Below are 14,325 nucleotides of genomic sequence, written 5' to 3'. Positions count from 1 at the left end.
CTATCTACGTCATTGACAGAGGAACGGCATAGTTGTCTATCACGTCGAACGCAGCCACCTCGTCGAGCCCGTCGATCAGCCGATCGGCGGCCTTGGCCGCGATCATCTGGTAGGCCTCGATTGCCGAAGGTGTGAACGTGGGCGCCACGATGGAACGCAGACGCCCATGATGGGGCGGATCCAGTGACAGCAACAGCCGACCCGACAGTTCTGCGAAACCGAGGGGCGCGCCAAACACTTGCCCGGATGCCAGAGGATCGGCCGGAACCAATTTGCGGCGAAACCGAGGGTCCCTCAGCATCGCAACGACATGATCGTGTCGAAACAGGTACCAGCATCCGTTGTCGCCGGGTTTGAACGGTTGTCCCCAATGCACCGGATCCGCCTGACGATAGGTCGCGTACACCGCGTACGGATCGTCGCGCAGCTGCTGATCGTGTGGGTCGAAACGGGCCAACATGGTGTCTGTCACATGCCGTAGGGCGGGGCCGGTTGCCTACGCGATGGCGTTGATCCCAGCCGGGATGGACAGTCGTGATCGGTCACGGTTCGCCTGGCGTCTTGAACGAAAACAACTCGTATGTCATCAGCCGCTGCGCAAATGCCGAATGCATCAACTCTTCGGTGCCGGTCAGGTGCGCCGACTCCAGCCGTGTCTTCCAGTATGGGACGGTGAGTCCGGTCAAATCCACCTGCCGACAAGTGATCAACCCGGCCTCGTCTGCCGCTCGCCGTTAGTCGGCCGGCTCGTGAATGTTCGTGCAGTATTGGTCATCGACGCGCTGCTTGACGCTTTCGGCGGCCCGACCCCGGCCCGCGCACCACGCGATCACTACGATTTGCCCACCCGCGAGCAGCACTCGGCCAAACGTGGTGAACATCAACCCCAGATCATCGACGTGCTCAGTGCTTTCGCACGCCCACACGGCTTGATAGCGGTGTCGGATCTGGCCGGAACCCAAGCGGCGGTCAACCTCGAGCATGTCGCCGACCCTGAACCTGACCTGGTCTTCCACGCCGCGCACCAGGGCCGTTGCGGCGGCGAACCGCGCCTGCTCAGGCGACACTGTCACGCCTTCCACGGCACACCCGAATCGCTGGTGAATCATGATCGCGCCGCCCCCGGCCCCACAGCCGGCATCTAGCACGGTGCCATCCGAAGGCGGTTTACCGAGGAACTTCAGGCCAAAGCTGACCAGCTCGGCCTTGGAGCGGTGCAACCAGTCCAGCCGATCCTTCTCCTGCATCGGCGCCGGACCGTCCGGCAGGTCGATGCCGTTGTGATTGAAAAACAATCCATCACGCGACGCGAGCATTGCGTTGAGCCCATCGCAATCGCAGGTCTTCCGGTCGTAGAGCGCGGCAATGGACGTCCGCCGCGCTTCACTCAAGCCGGTTACTATCTCACCAGTACTCAAGTCGATCAACCTCCCTCACTTGAAAACACCAATCGCCCAATGATGTTGACTGCAAGAGGAATTCGATGCGGCACTGACCTTGAACAGTCGCCGTCCGTGGTTGTCCACCGATGCGGCCGCACGGGTATCGGGGGAGAAAACGGCGTAGGTGCGGTAAAGGCGAGGCGTTTCATCGGTGGGCCCCCGCCGCTAACGGCACGCGGTGTCGGGATGTCCAGCGGAACTGGGGGTTTGGGCTTGGGCAACCGTGATTCGGGGTAATCCCAGCCCGACTCCACGCGTTGTCGGGGTCTGGCCGCGTTCGCTGGCATCACCTGCGGGGGTCCTACGATGCTGCAGCAGCGGCCCGTCTGCGATCAGATGGTGCGGCGCGGCATCGGTGATTTCGACATCCACCAAGTCACCCGGCCGGACCGAACCGTCGGCGTTGTCCGGACGGAAGTGGACGAGTCGGCCGTCTCGGGCCCGCCCGCTGATTCGCGCCGTGGTGGCGTTTTTGCGGCCCTCTCCTGCGACGACCAGCAGCTCCTGCCGGGTCCCGACCAGGGATCGGTTGCCCTCCAAAGAGATTCGCTCTTGCAGCGCCACCAGCCGCTCGAAGCGCTGCTGGACGACGTTCTTGGGAATCTGGTCGGGCATGTCCGCCGCGGGTGTGCCCGGCCGAGGCGAGTATTGGAAGGTGAATGCGCTTGTGAACCGCGCTTTTTGCACCACGTCGAGGGTCTGCTCGAAGTCATGTTCGGTTTCGCCGGGAAAGCCGACGATGATGTCGGTGGTGATGGCCGCGTCCGGTATCGCGGCACGGACCTTGTCGATGATCCCCAGGTAGCGATCGCGCCGGTAGGAGCGGCGCATGGCCTTGAGGATCTGGTCCGAACCCGATTGCAGCGGCATGTGTAGATGCGGGCACACAGCCGGAGTTTCGGCCATCGCCAGGATCACGTCGTCGGTGAATTCGGCCGGGTGCGGTGAGGTGAACCGGATGCGCTCTAGACCCTCGATCCGGCCGCAAGCGCGTAACAGCTGCGCAAACGCACCTCGATCCCTAGGCAGTGGTGCCTCGCCCGTCGAAGGGTCTGGGTCTGCGAAATTGACGCCGTAGGAGTTGACGTTTTGGCCGAGCAGGGTTACTTCCACCACGCCCTGCTCTACCAGGGCCTGCACCTCGGCGAGGATGTCGCCGGGGCGGCGGTCGGCTTCCTTGCCGCGTAGCGACGGGACGATGCAGAAGGTTCAGCTGTTGTTGCAGCCCACCGAGATCGACACCCACGCGGCATAGGCTGAATCCCGTGCCGCGGGCAGCGCCGAAGGGAATGTCCGCAGTGATTCGAGAATCTCGACTTGCGCGTCTTGGTTGTGCCGAGAGCGTTCCAAGAGCACCGGCAGTGAGCCGATGTTGTGTGTGCCGAAGACGACGTCAACCCACGGTGCCCGGTCGAGCACGATGTGGCGGTCTTTTTGTGCCAGGCATCCGCCGACCGCGATTTGCATGCCGGGCCGACTCGCCTTGATCGGAGCCAGGTGCGCTAGCGAGCCGTAGAGCTTGTTGTCGGCGTTTTCACGCACCGCGCAGGTGTTGAATACCACCAGATCTGCAGGCGCGCCCGGGTCGGCTTTGATGTACCCGGCGTCTTCAAGCAAACCCGCCATGCGCTCGGAGTCGTGAGCGTTCATCAAGCAGCCGAGAGTGCGGACTTCATACGTGCGGGCGGTTGCGTTGCCCGCGGTATCATTCCTGGTCGCAGGCGGCCGCTCAGTCACAATGTGGTCTTGAGTCACAATTCCTCCGGCAATTTCTCGACTGGAGGGGCGACATTTCCATCGCACGCCCAAAAGGATCGGAACAAGGCATAGCCGAAATTGGACTAATCGAATTCCCCAGGAAAGGGGAATTCGACAAGCCATGGCGAGATATAGCCCGTGCAAAACTTTCCGAGCCTCCTTTTGAGGGAGGTGCGAGCTTTGCTGAGTCCGGGCCCCCTTTTTTAGGGGGGTGCGGGGGTTCCCGGGCCTCCTTTTCAGGGAGGTGCGGCTTTGCTGATTCCGGGACTCCTTTTAAGGGAGCTGCGGATCCACTTCGATTTGAATCTCTGAGAAGTGGTGCTGGTAAGTACTGTAAACCCCATCACCTATGCCGCACAAGTCCTCGGCAAGCATCACGAGAAATGCCCGTGAAGCGTCCTCGGTGCATCACGTAAAAATGCCCGCGAAACGGTCGATCCTTGGCAGGCATGGGAAGTGGGCTGTCGATGTCGTCTCGGGCCGAGATCACCGCGAAGTTCGCCAGGGCGTATGTGGGGGCGCCGAAGGCGGACAAGGGGCAGATTCTGGATCAGGTGGTGGCGGTCACCGGCTGGTCGCGTGACAACGCCCGGCGGCGGTTGAGGGCGGCGGCCGCGCCGGCGGGAGCGGGTCGGCAGGTCGCCAAACGGACTCGCCGGCAACGCAATCCGAAGTACTCCTAGGATGCGCTCAAGGTGTTGCAGAAGGTGTGGGCGGCCTCAGGCGGGCAGTGCGGCCGGTACCTGGCCGCTTCCATGGCACTTCAGTTGGATGCTCTAGAACGCCACGGCGAACTGGTGGACGGCCGTGACCGTTACGGCCCGGCGGTGCGTGCCGAGCTGTTGGCGATGAGCAGCGCCACGATCGACCGCTACCTGCGCGGCGCCAAGGCCCGCGACCAGATCTCGGGTGTGTCGACGACGAAACCCTCCCCGCTGCTGCGGTCCTCGATCACCATCTGCAAAGCAGGCGATGAGGCCGAAGAATCTCCGGGGTTCTTCGAAGGCGACACCGTGGCGCACTGCGGCCCGACACTGAAAGGTGAGTTCGCCCGCACGGTCAACCTCACCGACATGCACATCGGCTGGGTGTTCACCCGCACGGTGCGCAACAACGCCCACCCCCACATCCTGGGCGCCCTCAAAACCGGAATTACTAAAATCCCCTATAAGGTAACGGGTTTGGACTTCGACAACGGCACCGAATTCCTCAATAAGGCGGTCATCAAGTGGGCCGCGGACATGGAGATCTTCTTCACCCGCTCACGACCCTACAAGAAGAACGACCAGGCCACCATCGAGTCCAAAAACAACCACCTCGTGCGTCGCTACGGGTTCTACTACCGCTACGACACCGACGAAGAACGCGCCGTGCTCAACCGGCTGTGGCACCTGGTCAACGACCGGCTCAACTACCTGACCCCCACCATCAAACCCATCAGCTACGGCTGCAGCCGCGACGGTCACCGCCGCCGGCTCTACGACAAGCCCCAGACCCCCCCTGGACCGGCTGCTGGCCGCCGGAGTCCTCTCAGCGGCCCAACAAACAGAGCTGCTCACCTACCGCAACAGCCTCAACCCCGCCGCGATCGCCCACCAGATCGCCGACCTGCAAGCCGCCCTGCTCAGACTCGCCAAAGACAAGACCGAACAGCTCTACCCCGCCGCCATACCCGCCGCTCTACCCGCCCTCAAAGCCGGCATCCGCATCAAAAGCAAGACCACCACCTGACCCCGATTTCGCGGGCATTCCTTACGTGATGCATGAACCAGGTTTCGCAGGCATCTTGACTTGATGCATCACGCCGTTGATCGGGTTCAACTTCGGCGACGGTCACCTGCACAACGAAGATCTGATCGCGGCGATGCAGACACAGGCCGCGTTCGAGCCCGGTGAACTCATCGTCGTGTGGGTGGAGTCGCAGGCCTGGGGCAGCAAGGCGCAGCACTACAAGGTCATCGACGCGGCCCTGGGGGTGCTCGAGCGCGGCACCTGGAAGGTTGCCGATGCGGTGGCCGAGCAGCCGTGGCTGCCTAACGGTCCGATCCCAACGCAGGTGACCTGGTCGCTCGGCGGCAGGCGGGAACGGATCCGCGACGGGCAGGACCACGAGCATGGGGCGCTGGCATGAAAGGTGCATCGCAGACCGCGATCGTGGTTGGTGGCGGGCCCAATGGGCTCGCCGCCGCCATCACCCTGGCCAAATCCGGACTGCAGGTCACCGTTCTCGAGGCCGCCGAGGAGGTGGGCGGCGGTGCCCGCAGCAGCGAGGCCATCGTGCCCGGCCTGGTGCATGACCACTGTTCGGCCATCCATCCGATGGCCATCGGCTCGGAGTTCCTCGCCGGCCTGGACCTGGACCGCCACGGCCTGAGCTGGCTGCTGCCCGAGATCGACTGCGTGCATCCGCTCGATGACGGCAGCGCGGGCGTGCTGCACCGTTCGGTAGGCCAGACGGCCGACGGTCTGGGCGGCGATGGTCGCCGCTGGCGGGCCCTGTTCGAATGGACTTCGCAAGGATTCGACATGCTGGCCGAGGACATCATGGGTCCGCTGCTGAGCATTCCCGGGCACCCAATCACCTTGGCCCGGTTCGGGGCACCGACGGTGCTTCCCGCCGCGGTGCTGGCCAGGCTGTTTCGCACCGACCAGGGCTGGGCATTGTTCGGAAGCGTTGCCGCGCATGCGTTTCGGCCGCTGCACTACCCGATGACCTCAGCCATCGGCCTGGGCATCATCACCGCAGGCCACCGGCACGGCTGGCCAGTAGCGGCCGGCGGTTCGCAATCAATCACCAACGCGCTGGTGGCAGCGTTGGACGAGCTGGGCGGCAAGATCGAAACGGGCGTGCGGGTACAGACGGCATCGCAGCTGCCACCGGCGGACGTGACCATGTTCGACCTCGCGCCGGACGCCGTCGCCGGCATCCTCGGTGACCGGATGCCCGGGCGGATTGCCCTCGCCTACGACAAATTTCGGCGCGGGCCAGGCGCATTCAAAGTCGACTTCGCCATCGAGGGCGCCGTCCCATGGACCAATCCGCAGGCCCGCCGGGCGGGAACGGTGCATCTGGGAGGTTCCTACGCCGAGCTCGCCGCCGCCGAACGCGAGGTCCATGCCGGACGGATGCCACAACGACCATTCGTTCTGGTCTGTCAGCAGTACCTGGCCGATGCTGAGCGATCGGTCGGCAATATCCATCCGCTGTGGACCTACGCACACGTCCCCAACGGCTACACCGGCGACGCCACCGCCGCGATCATCGCGCAGATCGAGCGTTTCGCACCGGGATTCCGGGAGCACATCGTCGGGCAGACCGTCCGCAGCACCACCGAGATATCCAGATACAAAACGAATTACGTCGGCGGCGACATAATGACGGGCGCCAAAGATGTCCGCCAGCTGACCTTTGGACCGCGGGTGACATTGTCGCCCTATCGAACCGGGGTGCCGGGCACCTACATCTGCTCGGCCGCGACGCCGCCTGGGCCGGGCGCCCATGGCATGTGTGGCGCCAATGCGGCGAAACTAGCTCTAGCGGAACTGAAATAGCCGACGGCCGCCGATTTCGTTGATTTGTACCGCTGGGGTGAGCCCTTGGAGCAAGCTGGCCATATGTCCGAGGGCCCCACGCATCCGATCACTGTCTTCCCGGCCCGCAAGGTGCTGACGATGACGCCCTCACTACCGGAGGCCTCCGCAGTCGCGGTGGCCGACCGCCGGATTGTCGCCGTCGGTTCGCTGGACTCGATGCGTCCCTGGCTGAATCGCCACGAATACGTCGTCGACGAGCGGCTGTCCGACAAGGTGGTGCTTCCCGGCTTCATCGACCCGCACGTGCACCCTTCATTGCCTGCGGTGCTTACTCAGTTTCCGTTCCTCGCTCCCGAGGATTGGAACCTGCCGACCGGACGTTTTTCCGGCGCGACGACCCCGGACGCGTTCCGCACGCGGTTGCGGGAACTGGTCGACGCCCACCCGGACTGGAGCGTGCCGTTCGTGGCCTGGGGCTACCACCCGCTCTGGCACGGGTCGATCGGGCGCCCCGAGCTGACCGCGATGTTCGGAACCCGGCCCGTCATCCTGTGGCACCGGTCGTTCCACGAACTGATCGCCAACGACGGCGCGATCGACTGGATGGGGCTCAGCGAGCAGCAGTTCGCCGATCTTCCCGAGGTGGACTGGGAGCGCGGACGCTTCTGGGAGAACGGCGCAATGGCCCTGGTCGGCGCCAGCCGCCTGCCGCAACTCCTGTTCGAACCCGCCCGGTATGGGGAAGGCATGTCCAACTTCTTCCGCATGGTCCACCTAGCCGGCGTCACGACCTGTCTGGACATGGGCGTCGGCAGCATGGGCAATCCGGAAAACGAGATCCGGCTGATCAACAGGATCTCGCGCGAGATCGACGCACCGTCCAGGATCGTGCTCACCCCGTTGATCTCTGACTTCCTGGCCCGCGGTGTCAGCCCGCAGGAGGCCGTGGCCGCTGTCGCGGAGTGGGCGCAAATGACCTCCGGACGAGTCGGGTTTGACCACCACTTCAAACTCATGATGGACGGCGCGATCTTCAGCGGAATGGCCCAGTTCGGGTACCCCGGCTACCTCGACGGCCACACCGGGATGTGGATGGCCCCGCTGCAAGTCACGCTGACCTGGGCCGAGGTCTTTTGGCGGGAGGGCTACCAACTGCACGCCCACACCGTCGGCGACCTCAGTGCCGAGGCCTTGATCGACCTGGTACGCCACCTGCAGTGGATCCATCCCCGAATCGGTCACCGCACCGTCCTGGAACACTTCGGCTACACCACCGAGGAACAGAACCTGCAGATGCGGGAGCTGGGCATGGTGGTCTCCGCCAATCCCTACTACCACTACCTACTCAGCGATATCTACAGTTCGGAATGGCTCGGCAGCGACCGCGGCGCCGAGCTGGTGCGCCTGGGATCACTCGAGCGCCTCGGCGTCCCGTTCGGCCTGCACTCCGATTGCCCCATGGCGCCACTGGCCCCACTGACCCTCGCCTGGGTCGCGGCCCGACGAATCACGATCAACGGCAACCTCAACTGTGCGCAGGAGCGGATCAGCCTGCACGCCGCACTGCGGGCCATCACCATCGACGCCGCCTGGATCATGCGCAAAGAAAACGACCTCGGATCGATCCGCGCCGGCAAGTACGCGGACTTCACCGTCCTCGAAGACGACCCATACCAGGTCGGCGTCGACGGACTCAAAGACCTCCCCATTTGGGGAACGGTGTTCGAGGGGCAGGTCCGATCGCTGCCCTCGTGACCCCGCGCCGCCGCATCGCCGACCCGGCCGGGCAACGGTGGCCGCGTCCCGCGTCGAGGTCGCGAACAGACCAACTTGGCGCGCGAGCCTGCCGCATAGTGTTGGATGGCTGAGTGGCAGATATCAGCCGTAGCCGGACCATAGTGGCCGAGCCGCAGGCGATTTGGAACGTACTCGCCGACTTCGGCGCCCTGAGCACGTGGGCTGACGGCATCGACCATTCGTGCGTGTTGAATGAGGGCCCCGACGGGGAGCCGGTGGGCACCACCCGCCGCGTACAGGTGGGCCGCAACACCCTGGTGGAACGCATAACCGCGTTCGACCCGCCCACCTCGCTGGCCTATGACATCGAGGGCCTACCCAACCGCCTCCGCAAGGTCGCCAACCACTGGAGGTTGCGCCGAAGCGGTAACGCCACCATCGTGGAACTCACGAGCACGGTAGAGGTCGGGACCAGCCGGCTGGCTCAGATGGCGGAGCGGGTTGCGCTGCGCGTGCTGGCCAAGCAGTCCGACGCGATGCTTGCCGGATTGGCGAGCCGATTGGAGAAAACGCATGCCTGAGGGCCCCGACATCGTCATCATCATGACCGACGAGGAGCGCGCGGTTCCCCCTTACGAGTCGGCCGAAGTCCTGGGTTGGCGGCAGCGCACCCTTACCGGCCGTCGCTGGTTCGACGAACAAGGGGTGAGTTTCGCCCGGCACTACACCGGATCGCTGGCCTGTGTGCCGAGTCGCCCGACAATTTTCACCGGCCAGTACCCCGACCTGCACGGTGTCACGCAAACCGATGGCATCGGCAAACGGTTCGACGACTCACGGCTGCGCTGGCTGCGGGCGGGCGAGGTACCGACTCTGGGGAACTGGTTCCGCGCTGCGGGATATGACACCCACTACGACGGCAAATGGCACATCTCGCATGCCGATCTTGAAGACCCCGACACCGGCCTCTCGCTGGCCACCAACGACGACGACGGCGAGATCGACCCGGCGGCCGTACAGCGCTACCTCGATGCCGACCCGCTCGGCCCGTACGGCTTTTCCGGCTGGGTGGGCCCCGAGCCGCATGGCGCGGGCAACGCGAACAGCGGTTTCCGTCGTGACCCGCTGATCGCCGACCGAGTTGTTGCATGGCTCGAGGACCGCTATGCGCGCCGCCGTGCCGGCGACGAAGCGGCGCTGCGTCCGTTCTTGCTGGTGGCCAGCTTCATCAACCCGCACGACGTGGTGCTGTTCCCGGCCTGGGCGCGATTCGGCCCGTTGAAGCCGTCGCACCTAGGGCGTGTCTGCTTAATGTGAATGGTGTTTTGGCTGATGCTGTTTGGGTGATGCGGACGCATGCGATTTCTGATGATTTGTGGTCGCTGATCGTGGCGGTGTTGCCTGCGGGGCGGCGGCGTGGCCGGCCGTGGAACGATCATCGACGTACTCTGGAGGGCATTATCTGGCGTTACCGTACGTGATCTCCGTGGTGTGACCTGCCCGAGCACTTCGGTCCCTGGCAATCGGTGGCCGAGAGGCATCTACGCTGGTCGGTCGATGGCATCTACGCGCGGATCTTCGCGGCGATCGCCTCTGACCTCGACGCCGAGGACGCCGACCTGGGCGCACTGTTGTCGGTCGATTCGACCAGTGTGCGCGCCCACCAACACGCAGCCGGAGCGCCCGGGCGCCGCACAGGGGGATCTGTCGAATTACAAGAAATATCTCGATGAGCCCGATGACCACGCCATTGGGCGTTCCCGCGGCGGGCTGACTACCAAGATCCACGCCTTGACCGACCAGCTGTGCAGTCCGGTCACCCTGGCACTGTCGGCCGGTCAAGCCGGTGATAATCCGATGCTTTGGCCATTGCTGGCCGCCCGGTGCAGCAACTCATACGCCCCGTTTCGCCTGCTGGCGGACAAGGCGTACTCCTATGACTCGACGCGGGCACAGCTGCGCCGGCTCAAGATCGCCCATACCATCCCCGAGCGCAGCGACCAGATCACCCGCCGCAAAGCCAAAGGCCGCAACAGAGGACGGCCTCCGGGGTTCTCAGGCCGAATCTACAAGCACCGCAACACCGTCGAGCGAAGCTTCAACCGGCTCAAACACTGGCGCGCGGTCGCCACCTGCTACGACGAATACGCCCTGACCTACCTCGGCGGTGTCACCCTGGCCGCCATCATCACCTACCACCGCGTCCGCAATTAGCAGACAGGACCTAATCGCGATCCATCCGGCACCTAGGCGGGCGATGCGGCCAAAGCTTGCCGGCCCTCCCCCGATGTACAGCGGCGGATGGGGCTTGGTCACCGGCTTCGGCCAGCAGCAAATTGGGTCGAAATCGACATATTTCCCGTGATATTCGGCGTTGTCCTGGGTCCAGATCGCGATCATCGCGCCCAGCCGTTCATCGGTGACCCGTCCTCGCACCGCCGGATCAACACCGTGATTGGCGACTTCTTCTCGCAGCCACCCCACACCCACACCGAAGCAGAACCGCCCGCCGGACACCACGTCCAGCGATGCCACCTCTTTGGCCGTCACGATCGGATCCCGCTCGGGGATCAACGCGATGCCGGTGCCCAAGACGAGTGACTCGGTCGCCACCGCCGCCGCCGTCAACGCCACGAACGGATCCAGCGTGCGGTAATACTTGCGCGGAATTGGCCCGCCGGACGGATACGGGCTCTGATTGTTCACCGGGATGTGAGTGTGCTCGGCGAGGAACAGCGACTCGAACCCACGCTCTTCGAGTGCCGCGCCCAGCTCCGCAGGGCCGATGCCTTCATCGGTGACAAACGTCAGGACTCCGACACGCATGCTTGCTCCTACCCGAGTTGGGGCGCACTGGCTTCGGTGGCCGGCCGCGCGGCACCCCAGAGCCCCACTCCGATACCGACGACTGCGCCGCCGAGGGCGACGATCTGCTGTAGCCGTTTCAGCTCGTCATGCACGCTGATCCCGCCGAGCAGGTCGGCTGCGTCCGCGCCAGCCGAAGCCAGGAACCAGCCACGGGTGTTCTTGCCGCGCACCGCAGCTGTCGCCAGCAGCCCTCCGATGAGGGCGTCGCGATAGCCCATCGACCGCAACAGCAGCCGCGCCGTCGGCGACGACTCCTGCGCACCCGCACCCCAAAGCCGGTTCGCCCGTACTGGGTCGACGAGAAATGAGATACCGGAGGCACAACGCAGACTGCCCGCAACCAGCGCGGCACGATCGATCGACATGGCACGCAAGCCTAGGAGGTAATCATCCGACAGGGAATGGACACGCCCGAGTGGCTGACCCGTCCGTAGGCTTGGTGAGATGAGCGCTGCACCGGATCTGACCATCGCTCTGCAAAGCCACTTCTTGCGGGACTTGCCGGAGCTGGCCGTTCGCTGGCAGGCCGAGGTGCCGCCAGACGCGCGGCTGCTGGTGCTCAACGAACCGTTGGCGGGCGAGCTCAAACTCGACTCCACGTGGTTGCGCAGTTCCGAAGGAGTCCGGTTCCTGGTCGGCAGTCTGCTACCCAGCGGAGCGGTTCCGGTGGCGCAGGCCTACGCCGGGCACCAGTTCGGCGGGTTCGTCCCGCGGTTGGGCGACGGCCGCGCCCTGCTGCTCGGCGAGATCGCCGATACCGATGGGCGCCTGTACGACATTCACCTCAAAGGCTCCGGGCGCACCCCGTTCGCCCGCGGTGGCGACGGCCTGGCCGTGGTTGGGCCGATGTTGCGCGAATACATCGTCAGCGAGGCGATGCACGCGTTGGGCATCCCGACAACGCGGTCCCTGGCCGTCGTGGGTACCGGGCGCCAGGTTCAACGCGAGACACCACTGCCCGGCGCCTTGCTTGTCCGGGTCGCCCGTAGCCACCTGCGGGTGGGCAGCTTCCAGTACACGGCCGCTACCGGCGACGTCGAGTTGCTGCGGCGCCTCGCCGACTACGCCATCGCCCGCCACTACCCCGGCGCCGCGGATGCCGAGCGCCCCTACCTCGCACTGTTCGAAGAGGTGGTCGCGGTCCAGGCCGCACTGCTGGCGCGCTGGATGTTGATCGGGTTCGTGCACGGGGTGATGAACACTGACAACATGACCATCTCGGGCGAAACCATTGACTACGGGCCGTGCGCCTTCATGGAGGCCTACGACCCCGAAACGGTGTTCAGCTCGATCGACCACTGGGGCCGCTACGCCTACGCCAACCAGCCCGTCGTCGCGGGCTGGAACCTGGCCCGCTTTGCCGAGGCCCTGCTGCCGCTGCTCGCCGACGACATGCAGGAGGGCATCGCCCTCGCCGAGAAGTCCTTCGGGGTATTCCGCACCCGCTACGACGCCGTCTGGTGCTCCGGTATGCGAGCCAAACTCGGCTTGCCGGCGGTGACCGAGGCCGAGGTGGTCAAGCCCCTGGCCGACGAGCTGCTGCAGCTCCTGCGGCAGGGCCAGGTCGACTACACCTCGTTCTTCCGGCACCTGGCGGCAGCGGCCCGTGGAGATGGCGACGCGGCCCGCGCAATGTTTGACGCCCCAAGCGGATTCGACGACTGGCTGTCACGCTGGCAGCCCCTGGGGCCGGATGCCGAATTGATGGACGGGGTCAATCCGATCTACATCCCCCGCAACCATCTCGTCGAGGAGGCTCTGGCCGCGGCGACCGACGGCAACCTCGATCCGTTCCGCCGGCTCTTGGATGCGGTCACGGACCCCTATGTCGAAAGGCCTGGGCTCGAGCGCTACGCCGGCCCGGCGCCCGAGGATTTCGGCGCCTACCGGACCTACTGCGGCACCTGAAGCCCGCCGCGGACGCCACATTCTCGGGCGTTGCACCCGGCCAGGTCGCGCCAACGCCTAGTCTGCACGTACCCGGCCGCACCTGGCTGGGCCTGGCTGAACCCAACTGAGCAATGCCGCGCCCGATCGGCATCACCCGAACGGGAGAAGGAGCGTAGGGATGACGTGGGAGATCGTGATGTTGACCATGTGCTTGATCGGCGCCGCCGTGGCGGCGTTGCTGTGGAAGTTCGCTGGCAATGACAAAGCGCGCCTACGCGGCAAGATCGCGACTCTCGGCGCCCTTGGGGCGGCGGTCCTGTTCTTCCTGATGGGCTGCTTCACCATCGTCGGGACCCGGCAGATCGCGATCGTCACCACCTTCGGCCGCCCCAACGGGGTGAGCCTGAACAACGGCTTCCACGGCAAATGGCCCTGGCAGATGACCCACCAAATGGACGGCGCGGTGCAGATCGACAAGTACGTCAAGGAAGGCAACAGCGACCAGCGCATCACCGTGCGGCTGGGCAACCAATCCACGGCCCTGGCCGACGTCAGTATCCGCTGGCAGCTCAAGCAGTCGGCCGCACCCGAACTCTTCCAGCAGTACAAAACCTTCGACAACGTGCGGGTCAACCTCATCGAGCGGAATCTGTCGGTTGCCCTCAACGAGGTGTTCGCCGCATTCAACCCACTGGACCCGCAAAACCTGGACGTGTCCCCACTGCCCAACCTGGCCAAGCGAGCCGCCGACATCATGCGCCAGGACGTGGGCGGCCAAGTCGACATCTTCGACGTCAACGTTCCGACCATCCAGTACGACCAGGGCACCGAGGACAAGATCAACCAGCTCAACCAGCAGCGCGCGCAGACCTCGATCGCCGTGGAGGCGCAACGCACCGCCGAGGCTCAGGCCAAGGCCAACGAGATCTTGTCCCGCTCAATCAGCAACGACCCCAACGTTGTGGTGCAGAACTGCATTACGGCCGCGATCAACAAGGGCATCAGCCCGCTGGGCTGCTGGCCGGGCAGCTCGGCTCTGCCGACCGTCTCGGTGCCCCCCGGACGGTAGCCATGCGCACATGATCGCCATGAGAGG

At 64.9% G+C, this 14,325-nt stretch carries 10 protein-coding genes and 5 pseudogenes; 10 read left to right on the top strand and 5 right to left on the bottom strand.

Going from position 1 to position 14,325, the window contains the following annotated elements; all coding sequences use genetic code 11:
• Positions 1–4: 4 nt before the first annotated feature.
• The 3 genes and pseudogenes from G6N41_RS29260 to miaB form a co-directional block, all read right to left on the bottom strand.
• Complete coding sequence (locus G6N41_RS29260) at positions 5–457, bottom strand: cytochrome P450 (RefSeq protein WP_231608706.1); 453 nt, start codon at positions 455–457, stop codon at positions 5–7.
• A gap of 277 nt (positions 458–734) precedes the next feature.
• Positions 735–1,427 carry an SAM-dependent methyltransferase gene (locus G6N41_RS25325; RefSeq protein WP_231608705.1) on the bottom strand — a complete coding sequence of 231 codons (693 nt, stop codon included), beginning with the start codon at positions 1,425–1,427 and terminating at the stop codon, positions 735–737.
• A 180-nt stretch (positions 1,428–1,607) separates the two neighbouring features.
• Positions 1,608–3,092: pseudogene (gene miaB / locus G6N41_RS25320) on the bottom strand (tRNA (N6-isopentenyl adenosine(37)-C2)-methylthiotransferase MiaB).
• Positions 3,093–3,667: 575 nt separating this feature from the next.
• Between miaB and G6N41_RS29255 the strand changes: the two are divergent.
• The 8 genes and pseudogenes from G6N41_RS29255 to G6N41_RS25285 all read left to right on the top strand — a co-directional run bounded on the left by G6N41_RS29255 (position 3,668) and on the right by G6N41_RS25285 (position 10,685).
• Positions 3,668–3,883 (top strand): hypothetical protein, encoded by a 216-nt coding sequence (locus G6N41_RS29255; RefSeq protein ID WP_198968097.1) that lies wholly within the window; start codon positions 3,668–3,670, stop codon positions 3,881–3,883.
• A 72-nt stretch (positions 3,884–3,955) separates the two neighbouring features.
• On the top strand, positions 3,956–4,960 hold the full coding sequence (locus G6N41_RS25315) for an integrase catalytic domain-containing protein (RefSeq protein ID WP_231608704.1): 1,005 nt from the start codon (positions 3,956–3,958) through the stop codon (positions 4,958–4,960).
• Between the two features lie 47 nt (positions 4,961–5,007).
• Positions 5,008–5,331, top strand: a pseudogene (locus tag G6N41_RS25310) (DUF3556 domain-containing protein); the annotation flags it as partial.
• Positions 5,328–6,752, top strand: a complete 1,425-nt coding sequence (locus tag G6N41_RS25305) for a phytoene desaturase family protein (RefSeq protein WP_198966006.1) — start codon at positions 5,328–5,330, stop codon at positions 6,750–6,752. The pseudogene G6N41_RS25310 and the gene G6N41_RS25305, both read left to right, overlap by 4 nt.
• 63 nt (positions 6,753–6,815) lie before the next feature.
• The gene (locus G6N41_RS25300) at positions 6,816–8,489 is read left to right on the top strand and encodes an amidohydrolase (RefSeq protein WP_198966005.1); all 1,674 of its coding nucleotides are present in this window, start codon (positions 6,816–6,818) and stop codon (positions 8,487–8,489) included.
• A 113-nt stretch (positions 8,490–8,602) separates the two neighbouring features.
• On the top strand, positions 8,603–9,052 hold the full coding sequence (locus G6N41_RS25295) for an SRPBCC family protein (RefSeq protein ID WP_020727104.1): 450 nt from the start codon (positions 8,603–8,605) through the stop codon (positions 9,050–9,052).
• Positions 9,045–9,767, top strand: a pseudogene (locus G6N41_RS25290) (sulfatase-like hydrolase/transferase); the annotation flags it as partial. The gene G6N41_RS25295 and the pseudogene G6N41_RS25290, both read left to right, overlap by 8 nt.
• Positions 9,768–9,814: 47 nt before the next feature.
• Positions 9,815–10,685: pseudogene (locus G6N41_RS25285) on the top strand (IS5 family transposase).
• Positions 10,686–10,697: 12 nt separating this feature from the next.
• Here G6N41_RS25285 and G6N41_RS25280 read toward each other — a convergent pair.
• A pseudogene (locus G6N41_RS25280) lies at positions 10,698–11,297 on the bottom strand (LLM class F420-dependent oxidoreductase); the annotation flags it as partial.
• Positions 11,298–11,305: 8 nt separating this feature from the next.
• On the bottom strand, positions 11,306–11,704 hold the full coding sequence (locus G6N41_RS25275; protein WP_020732319.1) for a DUF4267 domain-containing protein: 399 nt from the start codon (positions 11,702–11,704) through the stop codon (positions 11,306–11,308).
• A gap of 79 nt (positions 11,705–11,783) precedes the next feature.
• On the opposite strand from G6N41_RS25275, the gene G6N41_RS25270 reads away from it, so the two are divergent.
• Positions 11,784–13,247: a protein adenylyltransferase SelO gene (locus G6N41_RS25270; protein WP_198966004.1), complete on the top strand. Its 1,464-nt coding sequence runs from the start codon at positions 11,784–11,786 to the stop codon at positions 13,245–13,247.
• Positions 13,248–13,407: 160 nt separating this feature from the next.
• Positions 13,408–14,298: an Rv3090 family protease gene (locus tag G6N41_RS25265; RefSeq protein WP_020732317.1), complete on the top strand. Its 891-nt coding sequence runs from the start codon at positions 13,408–13,410 to the stop codon at positions 14,296–14,298.
• The last annotated feature ends 27 nt before the right edge of the window (positions 14,299–14,325 follow it).

Source organism: Mycobacterium shottsii (assembly GCF_010728525.1).
GTDB classification, from domain to species: Bacteria; Actinomycetota; Actinomycetes; order Mycobacteriales; family Mycobacteriaceae; genus Mycobacterium; species Mycobacterium marinum.
This window is presented reverse-complemented; position numbering and strand designations above follow the sequence as displayed.

Coding starts and splice junctions, on each gene's coding strand:
- G6N41_RS25275 (WP_020732319.1), bottom strand. CDS start 11,704: ATGTCGATCGATCGTGCCGCGCTGGTTGCGGGCAGTCTGCGTTGTGCC.
- G6N41_RS29255 (WP_198968097.1), top strand. CDS start 3,668: ATGTCGTCTCGGGCCGAGATCACCGCGAAGTTCGCCAGGGCGTATGTG.
- G6N41_RS25305 (WP_198966006.1), top strand. CDS start 5,328: ATGAAAGGTGCATCGCAGACCGCGATCGTGGTTGGTGGCGGGCCCAAT.
- G6N41_RS25270 (WP_198966004.1), top strand. CDS start 11,784: ATGAGCGCTGCACCGGATCTGACCATCGCTCTGCAAAGCCACTTCTTG.
- G6N41_RS25265 (WP_020732317.1), top strand. CDS start 13,408: ATGACGTGGGAGATCGTGATGTTGACCATGTGCTTGATCGGCGCCGCC.
- G6N41_RS25315 (WP_231608704.1), top strand. CDS start 3,956: ATGGCACTTCAGTTGGATGCTCTAGAACGCCACGGCGAACTGGTGGAC.
- G6N41_RS25300 (WP_198966005.1), top strand. CDS start 6,816: ATGTCCGAGGGCCCCACGCATCCGATCACTGTCTTCCCGGCCCGCAAG.